The organism is Modestobacter sp. VKM Ac-2985 (genome assembly GCF_026967925.1).
Lineage (GTDB): Bacteria > Actinomycetota > Actinomycetes > Mycobacteriales > Geodermatophilaceae > Modestobacter.
Genome location: NZ_JAPVBI010000002.1, coordinates 584816 through 603497, shown reverse-complemented (window position 1 = coordinate 603497; position 18682 = coordinate 584816). Strand labels below are relative to the sequence as shown.

Annotated in this window: 18 protein-coding genes and 1 tRNA gene; 13 read left to right on the top strand and 6 right to left on the bottom strand. The window is 73.7% G+C overall.

The features are described 5' to 3' along the window. Positions 1-176: 176 nt before the first annotated feature. From O2V61_RS12115 to O2V61_RS12105, 3 genes are all read left to right on the top strand, one after another. Positions 177-2468: a (Fe-S)-binding protein gene (locus O2V61_RS12115; RefSeq protein ID WP_269183562.1), complete on the top strand. Its 2292-nt coding sequence runs from the start codon at positions 177-179 to the stop codon at positions 2466-2468. Positions 2469-2574: 106 nt separating this feature from the next. Continuing rightward, complete coding sequence (locus O2V61_RS12110) at positions 2575-3135, top strand: hypothetical protein (protein WP_269183561.1); 561 nt, start codon at positions 2575-2577, stop codon at positions 3133-3135. Between the two features lie 61 nt (positions 3136-3196). Further along, complete coding sequence (locus O2V61_RS12105; RefSeq protein ID WP_269183560.1) at positions 3197-4507, top strand: MFS transporter; 1311 nt, start codon at positions 3197-3199, stop codon at positions 4505-4507. Positions 4508-4517: 10 nt separating this feature from the next. Here the strand turns inward: O2V61_RS12105 and O2V61_RS12100 are convergent, their stop codons facing one another. Both O2V61_RS12100 and dcd read right to left on the bottom strand, forming a co-directional pair. Continuing rightward, on the bottom strand, positions 4518-5291 hold the full coding sequence (locus O2V61_RS12100) for a methyltransferase domain-containing protein (RefSeq protein ID WP_269183559.1): 774 nt from the start codon (positions 5289-5291) through the stop codon (positions 4518-4520). A gap of 90 nt (positions 5292-5381) precedes the next feature. Next, on the bottom strand, positions 5382-5975 hold the full coding sequence (dcd, locus tag O2V61_RS12095; RefSeq protein WP_269170271.1) for a dCTP deaminase: 594 nt from the start codon (positions 5973-5975) through the stop codon (positions 5382-5384). A gap of 187 nt (positions 5976-6162) precedes the next feature. Here dcd and O2V61_RS12090 point away from each other — a divergent pair, with 187 nt between their 5' ends. From O2V61_RS12090 to O2V61_RS12070, 5 genes are all read left to right on the top strand, one after another. Next, positions 6163-6690, top strand: a complete 528-nt coding sequence (locus O2V61_RS12090) for a PAS domain-containing protein (RefSeq protein WP_269183558.1) — start codon at positions 6163-6165, stop codon at positions 6688-6690. A 1-nt stretch (position 6691) separates the two neighbouring features. Continuing rightward, a complete protein-coding gene (locus tag O2V61_RS12085) occupies positions 6692-7639 on the top strand; it encodes a methyl-accepting chemotaxis protein (protein ID WP_269183557.1) in 948 nt (315 codons plus the stop codon). A 129-nt stretch (positions 7640-7768) separates the two neighbouring features. After that, positions 7769-10492 (top strand): S8 family serine peptidase, encoded by a 2724-nt coding sequence (locus tag O2V61_RS12080; RefSeq protein ID WP_269183556.1) that lies wholly within the window; start codon positions 7769-7771, stop codon positions 10490-10492. Positions 10493-10576: 84 nt separating this feature from the next. After that, positions 10577-10647, top strand: a tRNA-Gly gene (locus O2V61_RS12075). Between the two features lie 59 nt (positions 10648-10706). Continuing rightward, positions 10707-11261, top strand: coding sequence for a GNAT family N-acetyltransferase (locus O2V61_RS12070; protein ID WP_269183555.1), 555 nt, complete (start codon positions 10707-10709; stop codon positions 11259-11261). 40 nt (positions 11262-11301) lie between these two features. Here the strand turns inward: O2V61_RS12070 and fdhA are convergent, their stop codons facing one another. Continuing rightward, a complete protein-coding gene (gene fdhA, locus O2V61_RS12065; protein ID WP_269183554.1) occupies positions 11302-12528 on the bottom strand; it encodes a formaldehyde dehydrogenase, glutathione-independent in 1227 nt (408 codons plus the stop codon). A 235-nt stretch (positions 12529-12763) separates the two neighbouring features. On the opposite strand from fdhA, the gene dhaK reads away from it, so the two are divergent. The 3 genes from dhaK to dhaM are packed head-to-tail and all read left to right on the top strand — an operon-like array spanning position 12764 to position 14810. Then, on the top strand, positions 12764-13765 hold the full coding sequence (dhaK, locus tag O2V61_RS12060; RefSeq protein WP_269183553.1) for a dihydroxyacetone kinase subunit DhaK: 1002 nt from the start codon (positions 12764-12766) through the stop codon (positions 13763-13765). Between the two features lie 11 nt (positions 13766-13776). Then, positions 13777-14397: a dihydroxyacetone kinase subunit DhaL gene (gene dhaL, locus O2V61_RS12055; protein ID WP_269183552.1), complete on the top strand. Its 621-nt coding sequence runs from the start codon at positions 13777-13779 to the stop codon at positions 14395-14397. A gap of 2 nt (positions 14398-14399) precedes the next feature. Beyond that, on the top strand, positions 14400-14810 hold the full coding sequence (gene dhaM, locus O2V61_RS12050) for a dihydroxyacetone kinase phosphoryl donor subunit DhaM (protein WP_269183551.1): 411 nt from the start codon (positions 14400-14402) through the stop codon (positions 14808-14810). 151 nt (positions 14811-14961) lie between these two features. Here the strand turns inward: dhaM and O2V61_RS12045 are convergent, their stop codons facing one another. From O2V61_RS12045 to O2V61_RS12035, 3 genes are read right to left on the bottom strand one after another with little or no spacing between them, the layout of a single operon-like run. After that, the gene (locus O2V61_RS12045; protein WP_269183550.1) at positions 14962-15990 is read right to left on the bottom strand and encodes a type III polyketide synthase; all 1029 of its coding nucleotides are present in this window, start codon (positions 15988-15990) and stop codon (positions 14962-14964) included. 43 nt (positions 15991-16033) lie between these two features. Continuing rightward, on the bottom strand, positions 16034-16780 hold the full coding sequence (locus O2V61_RS12040) for a methyltransferase domain-containing protein (protein WP_269183549.1): 747 nt from the start codon (positions 16778-16780) through the stop codon (positions 16034-16036). 10 nt (positions 16781-16790) lie between these two features. Then, positions 16791-17174: a DUF3140 domain-containing protein gene (locus O2V61_RS12035; protein ID WP_269183548.1), complete on the bottom strand. Its 384-nt coding sequence runs from the start codon at positions 17172-17174 to the stop codon at positions 16791-16793. 18 nt (positions 17175-17192) lie between these two features. On the opposite strand from O2V61_RS12035, the gene O2V61_RS12030 reads away from it, so the two are divergent. Together O2V61_RS12030 and O2V61_RS12025 are read left to right on the top strand one after the other, a co-directional pair. Continuing rightward, entirely contained in the window at positions 17193-17693 is a 501-nt protein-coding gene (locus tag O2V61_RS12030; RefSeq protein WP_269183547.1) for a DUF6328 family protein, read from the top strand. A 45-nt stretch (positions 17694-17738) separates the two neighbouring features. Beyond that, positions 17739-18662 (top strand): ribokinase, encoded by a 924-nt coding sequence (locus O2V61_RS12025; RefSeq protein ID WP_269183546.1) that lies wholly within the window; start codon positions 17739-17741, stop codon positions 18660-18662. Positions 18663-18682 lie beyond the last annotated feature (20 nt).

Below are 18682 nucleotides of genomic sequence, written 5' to 3'. Positions count from 1 at the left end.
CCTACCTCGCGGCCGGCCACCCGGTAGGTGCCCACGTGACCAGGTGACCTGATCCCAGGGATCAGAAGCTCGCCGGGGCGCAGCGGGTGGGGGTTACCGGCGAGTAGCCTGTGGCCGCCCGGTTAGTGTCCGGTCGGGGTGGGCGATGACGCCCGCGCACGCACGAGAGGGAGCTCATGGGCCCGTTGCAGATCGTCCTCGGCACGCTGGCCGTGATCCTGCTGGTCGTCTCGGTGGTCTACGCCACCAAGGCCGTCCGCGCGATGCTGCGGATCTTCCGCAGCGGCCAGCCCGACCCGACCCGCTCCGGCCCGGTCGGCCCGCGGCTGAAGACGCTGGCGGTCGAGTCGCTGGGGCACACCCGGATGCTCAAGTGGTCGGCCATCGGCGCCGCGCACTGGTTCGTCTTCATCGGGTTCTACGGCCTGTTCCTCACCCTCGTCGAGGCGTTCGGGGAGGTCTTCGACCCGGAGTGGCACCTCCCGCTGATCGGCGAGTGGGCGCTGTGGAACCTCTTCGTCGACCTGATCGGCGCCGCCACGGTGCTCGGCATCCTGTACCTGATCGTCCGGCGGCAGCTCGACCACCCGCGCCGCCAGGGCCGGGCCAGCCGGTTCGCCGGGTCCAACGAGGGGCGCGGCTACTTCGTCGAGGCCGTCGTCCTGACCATCGGCATCTGCATCCTGCTGATCCGCGCGATCAAGGTCTCCGCCGACCTGACCGACGCGCCGGCCTGGTCGCACCCGATCTCCGGGCTGCTGGCCAACGTCGTCCCGGCCAACCCCGACCTGCTGTCGGTCGTCGCGTTCGTCAAGATCGTGGTGAGCCTGGGCTGGCTGATCACCATCTCCCGGGTGCTCAACATGGGCGTCGCGTGGCACCGGTTCAGCGCGTTCTTCAACATCTACTTCAAGCGTGAGGACGACGGCTCCCAGGCCCTCGGCCCGCTGCCGGCGATGACGTCGGGCGGCAAGCCGATCGACTTCGAGGACCCCGGCGAGGACGACGTCTTCGGCCGCGGCAAGATCGAGGACTTCACCTGGAAGGGGATGCTGGACTTCACCACCTGCACCGAGTGCGGGCGGTGCCAGAGCCAGTGCCCGGCCTGGAACACCGGCAAGCCCCTGTCACCGAAGATGGTGATCATGGACCTGCGGGACCACCTGTACGCCAAGGCCCCGTACCTGACCGGCGCGACCAAGGCCTCCGACGAGGCCCCGAACTTCGCCGACTTCACCACCCTGGAGCCCAGCGACGAGCAGGTCTGGGCGTCCGGCTACGCCCGGATCGAGGGCACCAACGACGCCCAGGCGCACCGCCCGCTGGTCGGCACGCTGGAGGAGGGCGGGGTCATCGACCCCGACGTCCTCTGGAGCTGCACCAACTGCGGCGCCTGCGTCGAGCAGTGCCCGGTCGACATCGAGCACGTCGACCACATCATGGACATGCGCCGCTACCAGGTGCTGATCGAGTCCTCCTTCCCCTCCGAGGCCGGCGTGATGATGCGCAACCTGGAGAACCGCGGGAACCCGTGGGGCGTGGGCGGCAACATCCGCGAGGAGTGGATGAAGGAGCTGGACTTCGAGGTCCGGCAGGTCGAGGGCGCCATCGACGACGACGTCGAGTACCTGTTCTGGGTCGGCTGCGCAGGCGCCATCGACGACCGCGCCAAGAAGGTCACCAAGGCCGTCGCCGAGCTGCTGCACATCGCCGACGTGGAGTTCGCCGTCCTGGGCAACGGGGAGACCTGCTCGGGCGACCCGGCCCGCCGGATGGGCAACGAGTTCCTGTTCCAGCAGCTGGCGCAGGAGAACGTCGAGACGCTGAACGCCGTCTTCGAGGAGCGCCCGGCCGGACGGCGGAAGATCGTCGCCACCTGTCCGCACTGCTTCAACTCGATCAACCGCGAGTACCCGCAGCTCGGCGGGGACTACGACGTCGTCCACCACACCCAGCTGCTCGGCCAGCTGGTCGAGGAGGGACGGCTGACCCCGGTCACCCCGATCGACCGCAAGGTCACCTACCACGACCCGTGCTTCCTGGGCCGGCACAACAAGGTCTACACGCCCCCGCGGGAGATCCTCGACTCCGTGCAGGGCCTGACCACCCAGGAGATGCACCGCTGCAAGGACCGCGGTTTCTGCTGCGGCGCCGGCGGCGCGCGGATGTGGATGGAGGAGAAGATCGGCAAGCGGATCAACGTCGAGCGCACCGACGAGGCGCTCGAGCTGGACCCGGACGTCATCTCCACCGCGTGCCCGTTCTGCATCACCATGCTGAGCGACGCGGTGACCAGCAAGCAGCAGGCCGGTGAGGCCAAGCCGCACGTCGAGGTCCTGGACGTCAGCCAGATCCTGCTCCGCTCGATGGCCCCCGCGGGTGCCCCGGGCACGGAGTCCGGCCCCGGCGTCGGCACCGTGCCCGACGACCCGGCCGGCACCGGCTCCGCCGCCACCCAGCACTCCTGAGAGAGGACCCCCGTGCCCCCCGCCACTCGCAAGCTCGCGGCGGGCCCCTGCACGGGGGCCGGAGAGCGGTGACGCAACCGCACGACCGGGGCGGACACTGGGCGGCATGAGCTCTCCGTACGGCGGCGGCCGTCGTCGGGGCGAGGCCGAGCGCGCCGCGGCCTCCCGCAGCACCCGGCTGCACTACGCCCGGGACGTCAACGACGAGCGCGCGCTGGCCGACGACCGCCCGACGATCCGGCGCAGCCGGCACTGGACCTGGCTGGCCGTCGCGATCGTGGTGATGACGGTGCTCGCCGTCGCCGGCGGACGGGGTGTCGAGGACGTGACCCTCACCGCCGACTGCGACGACCCACGGATCGCCGTGGCCAGCAGTGTGGTGGCCGCCGGCCAGCCGCTGCGGTTCCGGGTGACCGGGGCCGAGGACGTCGACTACGTGATGACCCTGGACGGCGAGCCGGTCCGCGGTGACGCCGGCAGCACCGTCAGCTACACCCAGACCGCGGCCGGACCGGCGTTCCGGCTGCCCCAGTGCCTGAGTCCGGTCCTGCAGCTCGCCGCCCCGGCCGGTGATGGCGTCCACGACCTGGTGATGCTGCGGGTGGCCGACGACGGCACGACCGACCAGGTGGCCGAGGTCCCGGTCACGGTGACCGACACCCGCTGACCCGCCCGGGCCCCGACCCGGCTCCCGGGCTGCGGCGGCTCGGGGAGGAAGATGAGCGGACGTGACCCGCGCCGCCGCCCCGCTGCCGCCGCGCACGTCCTCCCGGCAGGGGCTGGTCCTGGTCGGGACGGCGATCGTGCTGACCGGGTTCAACCTGCGCACCGCGGTCAACAGCGTCGGCCCGGTGCTGCAGGAGATCGAGCGCGGCCTGGGCATCTCCTCCGGCCTCGCCGGACTGATCACCAGCATGCCGCTGCTCTGCTTCGCGCTGATCGGCTTCGCCGGCCCGCCGCTGGCCGCCCGGTTCCGCGACGGGCACGTGCTGGCCGCGGCCCTGCTGGTCATGGCGATCGGGCTGCTGCTGCGGGTGTCGGTGCCCAACGTGTGGGTGTTCCTGCTCGGCACGGTGGCCACGATGGTCGGCGGCGCGCTGGGCAACGTGCTGCTGCCCGGCCTGGTCAAGCGGTGGTTCCCGGAGCGCACCGGTCTGCTGGTGGGCGCCTACAGCACCGCACTGGCGATCGGCGGGGCGGTCGCCGCCGTCTCCACGGCGCCGATCGCCGCGGCCGCCGGCGCCGACGGCTGGCGCTGGGGACTGGGCATCTGGGCGGTGTTCGCCCTGCTCGCGGCGTTGCCCTGGCTCGCCGTCCCGGTCCGGCCGGGCGCCTCCCGGGGCGGGCACACCGCGGTGCGGCTGCGGGAGCTGGGGCGCAGCCGGCTGGCCTGGACGATGGCCGCCTTCTTCGGGCTGCAGGCGATGCAGGCCTACGTCATCGTCGGCTGGACGGCGCAGTACCTCCGCGACCAGGGCATGTCCGCGGAGGCAGCCGGGTTCCTCGTCGGGCTGAACGCGTTGATCGTGATCCCGCTCAACGCCGTCGTCCCGCTGGGCACGGTGCGGCCCCGGTGGCAGCGGCCGATGCTGCTGGCCTTCGTCGCCTGTTACCTGGCCGGCTGGACCGGCCTGCTGCTCGCCCCGCTCACCCTGACCTGGCTGTGGGTCTGCCTGCTCGGGCTGGGCATGGGCACGTTCGCGATGATCCTGGCCCTCTTCGGGCTGCGCGGCCGCACCCCGGAGTCGGTGAGCGCCCTGTCCACGGTCGCGCAGGGCTGGGGATACGCGCTGGCCGGGGTGGGCCCACTGCTGGTCGGCCTGCTGCGGGGCGTCACCGGCGGCTACACCGGCATGTTCGTGCTGGTCTACGCCGGGGTCGGGCTGCTGCTGGTCACCGGCTGGAGCATCTGCCGGCCACGGTACGTCGACGACGAGGTGCCCGGGCTCGCCCGCCCGGTCGGTCGCCCCGGCGACTTCCCGGAGACCGAGGTCGCCGGGGCCGAACCGCCGGTCCTCCTCCCCCGGACCGAGCGCTGAGCGACCGGGCTCAGACCGGCAGCTGCAGGGCGCGCAGCAGTTCGGTCGACCGGTCCCGGCGCAGCTCCGGTGACCGGGTCAGCAACGCGACGGCGACGACGTAGGAGTCCTCGCCCGCCCAGCCGTGCCCCTCCGCGGTCAGCGCGGCGATGTGCTGCCGGACCTTCGACTCCCCGCTGTAGGCCCCGAACTCCAGGCCCATCGCCAGGAAGTTGGCCACCTGGTACCCGAGGTCACGCGCCGTCGACAGGGTGGCGGCGGGGTCGGAGTAGCTGGGCAGCGCGACCAGCAGGTGCTCGAATCCGGCCTTGAGCAGCCGGAGGACCATGTCGTTGCCGTACCAGCCGCCCCAGAGCTCGGGCATCAGGATGTCGGCGTCCGGCGCGGGGATGTAGGGCGGGTTGGCGATCACCGTGGAGACGTCCCGCCCGGCCGGGGAGTCGGCCCAGGCGAAGAAGTCACCGTGCTCGACGGTGTAGCGGTCGCTGACGCCGAGGCCGTCGATCGTCTGCCGGGCCCGCTCGACCGACGTCGTGCTGATGTCGGTGCCGTGCACCTGCAACCCGGGCACCGCCCGCACGACGTGCGCGATGGCCCGCGCGTCGCCGCTGCCGAGCTCCGCCACGCCCTCGGCCTGCCAGGGCACCAGGGTCGCGTACTGGGTCAGCAGGAGCTGGACCGAGAACGCGTAGTGCGCCGACTCCTCGGCGCAGTCGAAGAAACCGTCCACGACGTGGTTGCCCGACGGCTGAGGCAGGAGAACAGCGGTGTCCCGGGGGTCCATGGGGCTGGCCCTACCCCGGAAGGCGGCCCGTCATCCGGCCTCGCGCCACCGTTCACCGAGGGGTCGGACACCCGCCACCCGGGAGACGGCTCAGGCCGGGTCGGGGCGGCGGGTCTCGGCCCGGTTGAAGTTGCGGAAGGACCGGGACGGCGTCGGTCCGCGTTGGTCCTGGTAGCGCGAGCCGTAGACCGCCGAGCCGTAGGGGTGCTCGGCGGCCGAGCTCAGCTGGAACAGGCACAGCTGGCCGATCTTCATCCCCGGCCAGAGCGTGATCGGCAGGTTCGCCACGTTGGAGAGCTCCAACGTGATGTGCCCGGAGAAGCCAGGGTCGACGAAGCCCGCCGTCGAGTGGGTGAGCAGGCCCAGCCGCCCCAGGGAGGACTTCCCCTCCAGCCGGGCGGCGAGGTCGTCGGGGATGCGGACGACCTCGAGCGTCGACCCGAGCACGAACTCGCCCGGGTGCAGCACGAAGGCGTCGTCGCCGGTCGGCTCGACCAGCGTGGTGAGGTCGTCCTGCTGCTCCGCCGGGTCGATGTGGGTGTACCGGGCGTTGTTGAAGACCCGGAAGAACCGGTCGAGCCGGACGTCGATGCTCGAGGGCTGCACCATCGCCGGCTCGTAGGGCTCGATCCCGAGCCGGCCGGTCGCCAGGGCCGCTCGGATGTCGCGGTCGGACAGCAGCATGGCGCGGAGTCTAGGGACCGGCCCGACGGGACCTTGGTCCCGTCTCGGCCGACCCAGGTCAACAGCCTCAGCGACCTGCCGATGTAGTCCGGAGACATCGGAGTGCCGGAACGGCAGTGGACGGAAGCAGGGGCCCGTGGTCCTGACGACAGCAACACCGGACAGTCCTCGCACGGGACGCCGTGCCGTGCGGCCGACCGGAGTGGAACGCACGTTCTCCCCCGACGAGCTGATCGTCTCCAAGACGGACGCTCGCGGGGTGATCACCTACGCCAACGACGTGTTCCTGCGGGTCGGCGCGTACTCCCTCGACGAGGTCATCGGGCAGCCGCACAACCTGATCCGGCACCCGGACATGCCGCGTGCGGTGTTCGCCCTGCTGTGGGAGACCCTGGCCCAGCGGCAGGAGCTGTTCGCCTACATCGACAACCTGGCCGCCGACGGCGCCCACTACTGGGTGCTCGCGCACGTCACGCCGTCCTACGGGCCGGACGGCTCCGTCGTGGGCTACCACTCCAACCGGCGCTGCCCCTCCCGGGCCGGGATCGCCGCGGTCGAGCCGCTCTACGACCAGTTGCTCGCCGAGGAGCGACGGCACCCGACCGCGCGGGCCGCGGTCGCTGCGTCGAGCGAGCTGCTGCAGCGGCTGATCGCCGAACGGGCGCCCAGCTACGAGGACTTCATCTGGTCGATCATCAGCGAGAAGGGTGCCTGAGATGGCACGACGCACCCCCCGCAGCGACGCAGCCGAGCTGGAGGTCTACCGAGCGTTCGTCCAGCAGCTCGTGGCCGCATGCGAGAGCGCAGCCGCCGGCGACCTGGAGGCGCGCAGCCGTCCGGTCCCGGGGTCCTGCGACGTCCCCGAGCTGGTCGCGCTGCACAACAGCGTCAACCGGGTGCTGGACGTCTCCGACGCCTTCGTCCGCGAGGCCGGAGCCGCGCTGACCTCGGCAGCGGAGGGCCGGTTCCACCGCACGCTGCTGCTGACCGGTCTCTCCGGCGCCTACCGCCGCGGCGCGGAGGTGATCAACTCTGCCCGAGCAGCGATGCGGGAGTCGGCGTCCCGGGTGGCCGAGGCGCAGACCTCCCGGCTGCAGCTGGCCGACGAGTTCGAGACGGTCGTGCTCGGGATGAGCGAGCAGGTCGCGACGGCGTCCACCGAGCTGTCCGCCTCGGCCCACGGCCTGACCCAGGCGGCGACGGCCGCGAGCACGGAGGTGGCTGCCGCCCGCGGCACCATCGACTCGCTGACCCGCTCGTCGGCGGAGATCAAGGGCATCGTGGCCATGATCGACGCGGTGGCGGCACAGACCCGGCTGCTGGCGCTCAACGCCACCATCGAGGCGGCCCGCGCCGGTGAGGCGGGCAAGGGCTTCGCGGTGGTGGCCTCCGAGGTCAAGGACCTGGCCGACGAGACCGCTCGGTCGACCGAGCGGATCACCGCCCAGGTCGAGTCGATGCGCACCGCGTGCGACGACGTCGCCGCCGGCATGAGCACCGTGGGCACGACGGTGGCGGAGATGAACGGCCTGGTCGACGGGATCGCCGCCGCCGTGGACGGCTCCGCGTCGCTGGGCCCGGCCGGGGACACCACCGGGCTGTCCCGGATGGCGGAGAAGCTGCGTTCGGAGATGACCGGCTTCCTCGGCGCGATGCGGGGCTGATGCCGGGCGCCCGTTCACCCGAGGGGGTGGACCGGCGCCCGGCCCCCTCCAGCCGCGGGCCGGCGAGGCCGATGCACCTCCGTCGAGCACTGCCGTGAGAGCACGGGGTGCGCCGCGGAGGAGGACCGGATGGATCTCGTGGGTCACCAGGGCAGTCGACTGCCCGCGCACCGCCGGGGCGTGCGCGTGGTCGCCGTCGTCGCCGCTGCGCTGACCGGCTTCGGCGGCGCGGCGGCGGTCGACGCGCTGGTCGGTCCGCCGCTCCCCGTGGCCGAGGGCTTCGGCCCCGGCGACGGGCTGACCCGCTACGTGGTCACCGCGGCAGCGGGGGACGCGACACCGGAGTTCCTGGCCGGGCTGGACCAGCAGGACGGCGTCGACTCCGCGCAGCGGCTCTCCGACGGCACCGCGCTCGTCGCCGTGGACCGCACCGCACTGCCCCGGCTGCGCTCCCTGCCCGGCATCGCCGCCGTCGAGGTCTCGCCCTCGGTACCGGTGTCCGGCACCGCCTCGGACCCCTACTACGCGCCGTACGCCTGGCACCTGGAGAACACCGGGGACAACGCCTACGGCCAGTCCCCGGTGCAGCCCGACGCCGACATCGACGGCTCGGCCGGCTGGGACGCCTCCACCGGCGCCGGCATCGTCGTCGCCGTCGTCGACACCGGCTTCGACTCCGACCACCCCGACCTGGCCGGCTCGCTGTGGACCAACCCGGCCGAGCCCTGCGGCTCGGCCGACGTGGACGGCAACGGCCTGGCCGGCGACTGCCACGGCTGGAACTTCGCGACGAACTCCCCCGACGTCGACAACGGCGCCGGGGGCGGGCACGGCACGTCGGTCGCCGGGGTCATCGGCGCGCGCAAGGACAACGGCGCCGGTTCGGTCGGCGTCGCCCCGGACGTGACCCTCATGCCACTGGTGATCGGCACCGGCGGAGACGTCGACGTCCACCTCGGCGCGGAGGCGATCCGCTACGCCGCCGACCACGGCGCCGCCGTCGTCAACGCCTCGTGGGGCGGGCCGGTCACCGGGTCCGCGCTGGACAACCTGCGCGCCGCCGTCGCCTACGCCGAGGCGCGCGGCGTGCTGGTCGCCGCCGCCGCCGGCAACGACGCCGCTGACCGGGACACCTCGCTGGTCTACCCGGCCAGCCTGACCGAGCCGAACGTCGTGACGGTCGGCAACTCGACCGCCGCCGACACCGTCGCCGCCTCCTCGGCCTACGGCGCGACGTCCGTCGACCTCTTCGCCCCCGGCGAGTTCGTCGTCACGACCGCCCACGACGGCGGCTATCAGCTGGTGAGCGGCACCTCGATCGCCGCCCCCCAGGTGGCCGCCGCACTGGCGCTGTACCGGGCCACCCTGCCGACCGCCACCGTCGCCGAGCTGCGGACGGCGCTGTTGGCCGACGTCGACCCGATCGCCGCCTTCACCGGGAAGTCGGTCACCGGTGGCCGGCTGAACGTCAGCCGACTGGACCCCGGTGCGGCCTCCGTCGGCTACCAGTTCACCTCGACGACGGCCCCGACGGGCCCGGCGACGCCGCGGGTCCGGATGACCGGCCCGGAACTGGCCGGGACCTACGAGCTCGTGCTCGGCCTGGGCATGGAGCACGGCGGGGAGGTCTGGGCGCTGTCCGGTGAGCCCGTCACGGTCGCCGGGACGACGCTGACCACCGACGACGCCGGCCAGGTCACCGTCCCGCTGGGCACGCTGACCACGGTGGAGGGCGTGGAGCTCGCCCCGTCGGCCGACCTCGCCCCGGGCCGTTACGCGCTGAGCGCGCAGCTGCTCGTGGACGGTCAGCCGTTCGGCGGCACCTTCGCCGCGCCGCTGCTGGTCGGGGCCACCTCGACCCCGGCACCGGCACCGGACGGCGGGACGACGCCGGGGACCGACCCCGGGACGACGGACCCGGGCACCACCGACCCCGGGACGACCGACCCGGGCACCACCGACCCCGGCACCACCGAGCCCGGGACGCCGGACCCCGGCACGAGCGAGCCCGGCCCGACCGACCCGGGCACCACCGACCCCGGTACGAGCGAGCCCGGCACGAGCGACCCCGGCACGACGGACCCGGGCACCACCGACCCCGGCACGACGGACCCGGAGACCACCGACCCCGGCACGACCGACCCGGAGACCACCGACCCCGGGACGCCGGACCCGGAGACCACCGACCCCGACACCACTGAGCCCGGGACGACCGACCCGGGCACCACAGACCCCGGGACGCCGGACCCGGGCACCACAGACCCCGGGACGCCGGGCCCGGACACCACCGACCCCGGGACGACCGACCCCGGCACCACCGACCCCGCCCCGGACGGCAGCACCCCGCCGCCCGTCGTCACCTACCCCGAGGTCGGGCCGTTCGGCCTGACCAGCATCTCCCCGTCGGTCGTCAGCACCGCCGGCGGGACGCGGGTCACGGTCACCGGCACCGACGTCCCCGACGGCGCACGGGTGCGGATCGGGGACACCCGGGTGGCCATCGTCGTCAGCGCCGACAGCACGTCGGTCGTCTTCACCGCACCGGAGCTGGTGGCGGGCGTGTACGACGTCTTCGTCTTCGGTCCGACCGGCACGGAGTCCTCGGTGCTGGCCGACGGTCTCACCTACGTCGCGGAGCCGACCGGCGGCGGCGGCACGGACCCGGCGCCGGATGCCGGCGACGGGACGGCGCCGGATGCCGGGAGCACCCCGGACACCGGCGGCGGCTCCTCCGTGGTCACCGCGGTCGGGCCGGACGGCGAGCGGCTGGTGCGGTCGGCGACCTTCGGCCGGCTGGGCAGCTCGTTCTGGTCGCTGGACTGCAGCAGCAGCTGCCGAGGCGTGCTGCTCTGAGCCGCTGAGACACAGTCGCCCCCGACCGGGTTCCGGTCGGGGGCGACTGTCTTGCTAAGCTCTCCGACAGGTCACTGACCTGCCGCGGGTGTAGTTCAATGGTAGAACATCAGCTTCCCAAGCTGACAGTGCGAGTTCGATTCTCGTCACCCGCTCTCCTCCTCCAGCAGCCCCCTCAGGGGCGGCACGGCGACGCCTCCGCGAAGCTGGTCCGGTGAGTTCCCCCCGGCCGACGGTCACCGTCCGCAGCGCCCCCACCGCCGACCTCTCCACAGCCGAGCTCGACCGGCTCCGGGGCTTCCTCGACACGGCGTTCACCGGCGGGTTCAGCGACGACGACTGGTCGCACGCCCTCGGGGGTGTGCACGTGCTGGCCACCGTGGACGGCGAGCTGGCGGGGCACGCTGCCGTCGTCGTCCGCCAGCTCATCGCTGCCGGCCGGACGCTGCGGACCGGCTACGTGGAGGCCGTCGCCACCGCGGCCAGTCTGCGCCGCCGCGGCGTCGGCGCAGCCGTGATGGCCGAGGCGGAACGGTTCGTCCGGGGCGGCTTCGAGCTCGGCGCGCTGGCCGCCAGCGAGGACGGCGCCCGGCTGTACGGCGCGCGCGGGTGGCTCTCCTGGTCCGGCGACCTGGCGGCGCTGACCCCCGAAGGGGTGGTCGCCACCCCGGGTGAACCGGTGTTCGTGCTGCCCACCCCGGCCACCCCGGCGCCGCTGGACCCCGCCGTCCGGCTGGTCTGCGACTGGCGCCGGGGCGACCTGTGGTGACGCAGCGAGCCCGGGGCACCCGCCCCGGGCCCGCGTCGTCCTAGGCGGCCTTCTTGCCGACCATCCCGTGCGGGTCGATCACGTACTTCTTCGCCGCACCGGAGTCAAAGTCCTGGTACCCCTGCGGCGCCTCGTCCAGCGAGATGGTGGTGGCGTTGACCGCCTTCGCGATCTGCACCTTGTCGTTGAGGATCGCCTTCATCAGCCCGAGGTTGTAGCGCATCACCGGGCACTGGCCGGTGGTGAAGGAGAGCGACTTCGCCCAGCCGGTGCCCAGGCTCAGCGACAGCGAGCCGACCTTGGCCGCCTCGTCGATGCCACCCGGGTCGCCGGTGACGTAGAGCCCCGGGATGCCGATGGCGCCGCCGGCCGCGGTGACCTCCATCAGCGAGTTCAGCACCGTCGCCGGCGCCTCCTTGCCCGCGCCCTCGCCGTGGCCGCGTGCCTCGAAGCCCACCGCGTCGACGGCGGCGTCCACCTGCGGCTCGCCCAGGATCTGCTCGATCTGGTCCTGCGGCGAGCCCTTGGACACGTCGACGGTCTCGCAGCCGAAGCTGCGCGCCTGGGCCAGCCGTTGCTCGACGAGGTCGGCGACGATGACCACCGATGCGCCCAGCAGCTGGGCGCCGACGGCGGCGGCGAGCCCCACCGGGCCGGCCCCGGCGATGTACACGGTCGAGCCGGGCTTCACCCCGGCGGTGACCGCCCCGTGGAAGCCGGTCGGGAAGATGTCCGACAGCATGGTCAGGTCCAGGATCTTCTCCATGGCCTGGTCCTTGTCCGGGAACTTCAGCAGGTTCCAGTCGGCGTAGGGCACCGTCACGTACTCGGCCTGCCCACCGACCCAGCCGCCCATGTCCACGTACCCGTAGGCCGCTCCGGGGCGGGCCGGGTTCACGTTCAGGCAGATCCCGGTCTTGCCCTCCTTGCAGTTGCGACAGCGCCCGCAGGCGATGTTGAACGGCACCGAGCAGAGGTCGCCGACCTGGATGAACTCGACGTCGGACCCCTTCTCGACGACCTCGCCGAGGATCTCGTGGCCCAGCACCAGGTTCGGCGGCGCCGTCGTCCGGCCGCGGACCATGTGCTGGTCGCTGCCGCAGATGTTGGTGGTGACCACCTTGAGGATCACCCCGTGGTTGAGCTTGCGGCCCACGTTGGCCGGGTTCACCCCCGGTCCGTCCTGCAGTTCCAGCTTCGGGTAGTCGGTCTCGTGCACCTCGACCTTGCCGGGCTCGATGTACGCAACGCCTCTGTTGCCAGCCATCTGGGCATCTCCTCAGTTCTGGGGGACCGGGTTCTGGGTCGTGCGCCCTCCGCCTGCCGCCTCTCGTCCGGCATGCGCCGGAGGGCATGGGAGGCCGAGTGTGCCCCAGGTCACGTCCGTCGCGCAGCCCTGTGCTCGGAGAGGGACGGCGTCCGACGATGCGGACCGCTCCCCGTTGCCCTGAGACGTGGCCCACTCCTACGGTGCGCAGGTCCCCCATGATCAGGAGCCCGCGATGAAGAAGCTCATCAACGACCCGGCAGACGTCGTCGACGACGCCCTGCGCGGCATGGCCGCAGCACACCCGGAGCTGCGGATCGACAGCGAACACCGGGTCGTCTTCCGCGGCGATGCGCCGGTGGCGGGCAAGGTCGGCCTGGTCTCCGGAGGCGGCTCCGGCCACGAGCCGCTGCACGGCGGGTTCGTCGGGCTCGGCATGCTCGACGCCGCCTGCGCCGGCGAGGTGTTCACCTCCCCCGTCCCGGACCAGATGGTCGCGGCGACCCAGGGCGTCGACGCCGGCGCCGGCGTCCTGCACATCGTGAAGAACTACACCGGCGACGTGATGAACTTCGAGATGGCCGCCGAGCTGGTCGCCGCCGAGTCCGGCACCGAGGTGGTCTCCGTGGTCACCGACGACGACGTCGCCGTCCAGGACAGCCTGTACACCGCCGGCCGGCGCGGCGTGGGCGTCACCGTGCTGGTGGAGAAGCTGGCTGGTGCCGCCGCCGAGCAGGGGCGCCCGCTCGCCGAGGTCGCCGAGGTGGCCCGCCGGGTCAACGCGCAGGGCCGCAGCATGGGCATGGCGCTCACCTCCTGCACCGTGCCGTCCGCCGGCAAGCCCACCTTCAACCTGCCCGCGGGGGAGATGGAGCTCGGCGTGGGCATCCACGGCGAGCCCGGCCGCCGCCGGGTGCCGGTCGCCCCGGCGCGCGAGGTCGCCGAGATGCTGCTGGAGCCGGTGCTCAGCGACCTGGACTTCACCGGCGGCGACGGGGTGCTCGCCTTCGTCAACGGGATGGGCGGCACACCGCTGCTCGAGCTCTACGTCGTGTACGCCGAGGTGCAGGCGGTGCTGGCCAAGGCCGGGGTGACGGTGGCCCGCTCGCTGGTCGGCTCGTACATGACCAGCCTCGAGATGGCCGGCTGCTCGATCACCCTGCTCAAGGTGGACGACGAGCTGATCCGGCTCTGGGACGCCCCGGTGCGCACGCCGGCGCTGCGGTGGGGGGTCTGAGCATGGGCACGATGGACGCCGACGCCCTCGGGGCCTGGGTGCGCGAGTACGCCCGCGCCGTCACCGAGCACCGCGACGAGCTGACCGAGCTCGACTCCGCCATCGGCGACGCCGACCACGGCACGAACATGCACCGCGGGATGACCGCGGCCGTCGCCGCCCTCGACGCCAGCCCGCCGACCGACGGTGCGGCGCTGCTGAAGACGGTCGCGATGACCATGATCAGCAAGGTGGGCGGCACCAGCGGCCCCCTCTACGGGACGCTCTTCCTGCGGATGTCCGGCGCCCTGGACGACGGCTCGCCGGCCGCCTTCGCCGCCGCCTTCCGGGCCGGGGTCGAGGGGGTCGTCGCCCGCGGCAAGGCCGAGCTGCAGGACAAGACGATGGTGGACGCCCTGCTGCCCGCGGCCGACGCCCTCACCGAGGCCGTCGGCGCCGGGCAGGAGCTGGACGTGGCGCTGCGCGCGGCCGCGGACGCCGCGGCGAAGGGCCGCGACTCGGTGACGCCACTGGTCGCCCGCAAGGGCCGGGCCAGCTACCTGGGCGAGCGGAGCGCGGACCACGTCGACCCGGGCGCCGAGTCGGCGGTGCTGCTGGTCGAGGCCGCCGCGGCGACGCTGGGGAGGAGCTGACCGTGGCCGCCGTGGGCATCGTCGTCGTCTCGCACAGCCGGCCGCTTGCCGACGCCGCCGTCGAGCTGGCCCGGCAGATGCTGCCGAACTCGACCCTGGCCATCGAGGTGGCCGCCGGCACCGACGACGGCGGGCTGGGCACCGACGCGGTCGCCGTCTCCACGGCCATCACCGCCGCCGACACCGGGGACGGCGTGGTGGTGCTGATGGACCTGGGCAGCGCGGTGATGTCCGCCGAGACGGCACTGGAGCTGCTGGACGACGACGTCCGGGCGCGGGTGGTGCTCAGCGCGGCCCCGCTGGTCGAGGGCCTGGTCGGTGCGGCGGTGGTGGCCGCCGGCGGTGCCGACCGCGACCGGGTGGCCGCCGAGGCGCTGCGCGGCCTGGCGCCCAAGCAAGCCCACCTGGGCTGAGGACGGGCTCGGCGTCGCCGGCCGGGCCGCCGGCGGCCCGCTGCACTGCGGGTTGAGCCGGGTGAGCTGACGTTGAGCCGTGCCGTGGCGCGGCTCAACGTCAGTTCGCCCGGGTTGACCCAGGCGGCGGCCAGCCCAGGGGGAGGCCGGGTCAGGCCGGGAGGAGGAGGGTGGCGTAGAGGGTCAGGCCCGGACCGAAGGCCATCGCGACCACCGGGCCGTCGACGTCGGCGAGCTCGTCGAGCACCAGCAGCACCGTCGCCGACGAGCAGTTGCCGTGCTCGGCGAGCACCCGGCGCGAGGGCGCGATCTGCTCCTCGGTGAGCCCCAGCTCGTCCCGGACGACGTCCAGGATCCGCGGCCCGCCCGGGTGCACCGCCCAGCCCGCGACGTCCTCGACACGCAGGCCCGCCTCGGTGAGCAGCTCCTCGACCACCCCGCCGACGTGCCGGGCCAGCACGTCGGGCACCCGGGGCGACAGCCCCATCCGGAAGCCCAGGTCGGTGACGTCCCAGGTCATGTGGTCGGCGGTGGCGTGGTCGGTGCGGGCGACCATCCCGGCCACCCGCCGGCCCCGGCGGGCGGCGGGCTCGACGACGACCGCGGCCGCGGCGTCGCTGAACAGCGCGTGGGTGACGACCTGCTCCAGGTCGGCGACGGCCGGCTGCACGTGCAGGCTGGTCAGCTCCAGGCACAGCAGCACGGCCGGGCGGGAACGTGCCGTGACGAAGTCGCTCACCGCCGCCAGCCCGGGCAGGGCCGCGTAACAGCCCATGTGGCCCACGAGCAGTCGCTGCAGCCCGAGCGGCATGCCCAGGTCGCTGGCCAGCCGGATGTCCAGACCCGGGGTGGCGTAGCCGGTGCAGGTGGCGACGGCGAACAGCCCGACGTCCCCGGGGGCCAGCCCGGCGGCGTCCAGCGCGGTCGCGACGGCCTGCTTGCCCAGCGGGAGCCCCTCGGTGACGTAGCGCTCCATCCGCGCCCCGGTGCCCCACTGCGACACGTCCTCGTCGACGGGGTTGACCACCGCGTGCCGGCTGCGGACGCCGGCGCCGCGGAACACCCGTTCGGCGGCCCGCAGCCCGGCGTACTTCCCGGCGAAGTACCCGTCCCAGACCTCGCCCTGCTGGTAGCTGGCCGGCAGGGCGCGGCCCGAACCGGTGACGACTGCGGCGGTCACCAGGCCGTTCCCGGCGCGTTCGGGGTCTCGAGGCCGCTGGCGGTCATGCCCCGACCGTACGTGCGGACCCCGGTGCCCGCTGCTCGGCGACGGGCTCCGGGCGCTTGACCGCCGAGCCGGCGAAGAGGATCCCGGTCCAGGGCATGGTGCGCATCCGCACGCCGTCCCGACGGCCCCGCCGCCAGGCGACCAGGTCCCGCACCGAGGGGCGCAGGCCGACCAACCGGAGGTCCAGCCCCAGCCGCTCCGCGGTGGCCAGCAGCGCCCGCCGGTCGACGAACAGCGCCGGGTCGTGGATCCCCGGTGGCGGCCCGCCGGGCAGCCGCTCGGCGATCCGGACCGCCACCAGCGGGGCGAGCCGGGTGGCCGCGATCGAGTCGATGACCAGCAGACCACCGGGCTTGAGCAGCCGGGCGCTCTCGGCGAGCACCTGACCGGGGTCCGCGACGTGCTCGAGGATCTCCCCGGCGGTGACGACGTCGGCACACCCGTCGGCCAGCGGCACCTCCAGCACCGACCCCCGGACGACGGAGACCGCGTGCCGGCGGGCGACCTCCAGCCCGGCGAGGCCGATGTCGACGCCGACGTGCCGGTACCCCAGTCGCTGCACGTGCGGGGCCATCAGGCCACCACCGCAGGCCAGGTCGACCAGGACGGCCCCGGGCGCTGCCGCCGGGGGCACGTGGCCGGCGCGGGAGGCAGCGAGCCACTGGAGCATCGCGAACGCCCCCTGCGGGTCCCACCACTGGTCGGCCAGCTGGTCGTACTGCGCCGGGTCGTTGCGCTGCACGCCGGCGAGGCTACTTGCCCTTGAGCGGGTCGTGACCCCAGTTCATCAGCGAGTACCGCCACCGCGACGTCTCGACGTCCTCCTTGGCGGGCTCCTGGGCCAGGTGCCGCTGCACGTAGCCGTGCACCTTGCGCATGTGGGCCAGGTCGTCATCGGTGAGGTCGCCCTTCTTGGTGCGCAGCAGCTGCACGATCCGCCGGCCCGACTCGTGCCCGGTGGACTCCCCCGACCCGCCGCTCTTCTGCCCCACCGACTGCGACTCCTCGGTCTCCAGCCAGCCCTCCAGCTCCCCGGCGGTCATGTTCACCGCCTCGCCGAACTCACGGCGGATGTTGTCGGCGTCCTCGGCCTGGTGGTCGGGCATGGGCGTCTCCCGGGTGTCGATCGGCTGCACCTGCGGTACCGCAGGCGGGTGGCGGAGAAACGGACCGAGGCCGAAGGGACCGCCCTGGCCCGCGGTGAGACACCGGACGCGGTGCTGGACCGCAACGTCAACGAGGTGTTGCAGGAGATCCGGGTGGCGATCACCGCCGTCCAGGTGCTCTTCGCCTTCCTGCTGACCCTCCCCTTCCAGTCCCGCTTCGCCGACCTGGGCCCCTTCGGGACGACGGTGTACGCGGTCACGATGATCAGCACCGCCACGGCCACGGTGGTCCTCATCGCGCCCGTCTCCTTCCACCGGATGCTGTTCCGGCGGCGGCAGAAGGCGGCGATCGTCCGGTTCGCCGACCGCTCACTGGTGGTCGGGCTGACCCTGCTCCTCATCGGCATCACCAGCGCGGTGCTGCTCGTGCTGGACGTGGTGCTCGGGCGGTGGCCGGCGGTCACGGTGTGCGCGGCGATCGTCCTCATCGGGCTGGTCACCTGGTACGGGCTGCCGCTGCGGCAGCGGCGGACGGCGGGGGCCGACTGAGCTGCCTCTCTAGGCTGGTGCCATGGCGACCACCGGGAGCGTGCCGTGTCCGTGACCGTGGTGGGGAGCCTCAACGAGGACGTCGTGGTGACCGTCGACCGGCTGCCCGGCCGCGGGGAGACCGTCATCGGCTCGGCGGTCGCCGTCCTGCCCGGGGGCAAGGGCGCCAACCAGGCCGCCGCCGCCGGCCGGCTGGGCACCGGGGTGCACATGGTCGGCCGGGTCGGCACCGACCCGGCGGCCGGCCGGCAGCTCGCCGCGCTCGCTGAAGCGCGGGTGAACGTGGGTCGGGTGCACCGCACCGAGGGCGTGCCCACCGGGTCGGCGGTGATCCCGGTCGAGGCGGCCGGCGGGGAGAACCTGATCGTGGTGGTGCCCGGCGCCAACGCCGAGCTGACCCCCGCGGACGTCGACGTGGAGTCGGTGCACCGCGCCGGCGTGCTGCTGCTGCAGCTGGAGACCCCGCTGGACACGGTGCAGGCGGCCGCCGTGGCCACCCGGGGCACCGTCGTCCTCAACCCCGCACCGCCGCAGCCGCTGCCGGCCGACCTGCTGGCCCGGGTCGACGTCCTGGTGCCCAACGAGCACGAGCTGCGCCGGTTGACCGGTGCGCCGTCCGGCGAGCTCTCCCCCGGCGAGCTGGCCGAGCTGGCCCGCGGGCTGGGCGTGCGGTCGGTGGTGGTCACGCTGGGAGCCCGGGGCGCACTGGTGGTGCCGGCGGACGGCCCGGCGCACGTGCAGGGGCCCCCGCCGGTCGAGCCGGTGGACACCACCGGTGCCGGCGACTGCTTCTGCGGTGCGCTGAGCAGCGCCCTGGACCGCGGCGCGACGCTGGCCGACGCGGTCCGCTACGCGGTCACGGCGGCGGCGCTGTCGACGACCGGCGCGGGCGCGCGTGGTGCGCTGCCGGACGACGACGAGGTCCAGGCCCTGCTGCCCCAGACCCCCGCGGCGACGCCCGTCGGCTGATGGTTGCGCCGCGGCGGGCG

What these genes read in the sequence shown, in the direction of transcription:
- O2V61_RS12115 (WP_269183562.1), top strand. Translation starts at nt 177, where the DNA reads ATGGGCCCGTTGCAGATCGTCCTCGGCACGCTGGCCGTGATCCTGCTG.
- O2V61_RS12110 (WP_269183561.1), top strand. Translation starts at nt 2,575, where the DNA reads ATGAGCTCTCCGTACGGCGGCGGCCGTCGTCGGGGCGAGGCCGAGCGC.
- O2V61_RS12100 (WP_269183559.1), bottom strand. Translation starts at nt 5,291, where the DNA reads ATGGACCCCCGGGACACCGCTGTTCTCCTGCCTCAGCCGTCGGGCAAC.
- dcd (WP_269170271.1), bottom strand. Translation starts at nt 5,975, where the DNA reads ATGCTGCTGTCCGACCGCGACATCCGAGCGGCCCTGGCGACCGGCCGG.
- O2V61_RS12085 (WP_269183557.1), top strand. Translation starts at nt 6,692, where the DNA reads ATGGCACGACGCACCCCCCGCAGCGACGCAGCCGAGCTGGAGGTCTAC.
- O2V61_RS12080 (WP_269183556.1), top strand. Translation starts at nt 7,769, where the DNA reads ATGGATCTCGTGGGTCACCAGGGCAGTCGACTGCCCGCGCACCGCCGG.
- fdhA (WP_269183554.1), bottom strand. Translation starts at nt 12,528, where the DNA reads ATGGCTGGCAACAGAGGCGTTGCGTACATCGAGCCCGGCAAGGTCGAG.
- dhaK (WP_269183553.1), top strand. Translation starts at nt 12,764, where the DNA reads ATGAAGAAGCTCATCAACGACCCGGCAGACGTCGTCGACGACGCCCTG.
- dhaL (WP_269183552.1), top strand. Translation starts at nt 13,777, where the DNA reads ATGGACGCCGACGCCCTCGGGGCCTGGGTGCGCGAGTACGCCCGCGCC.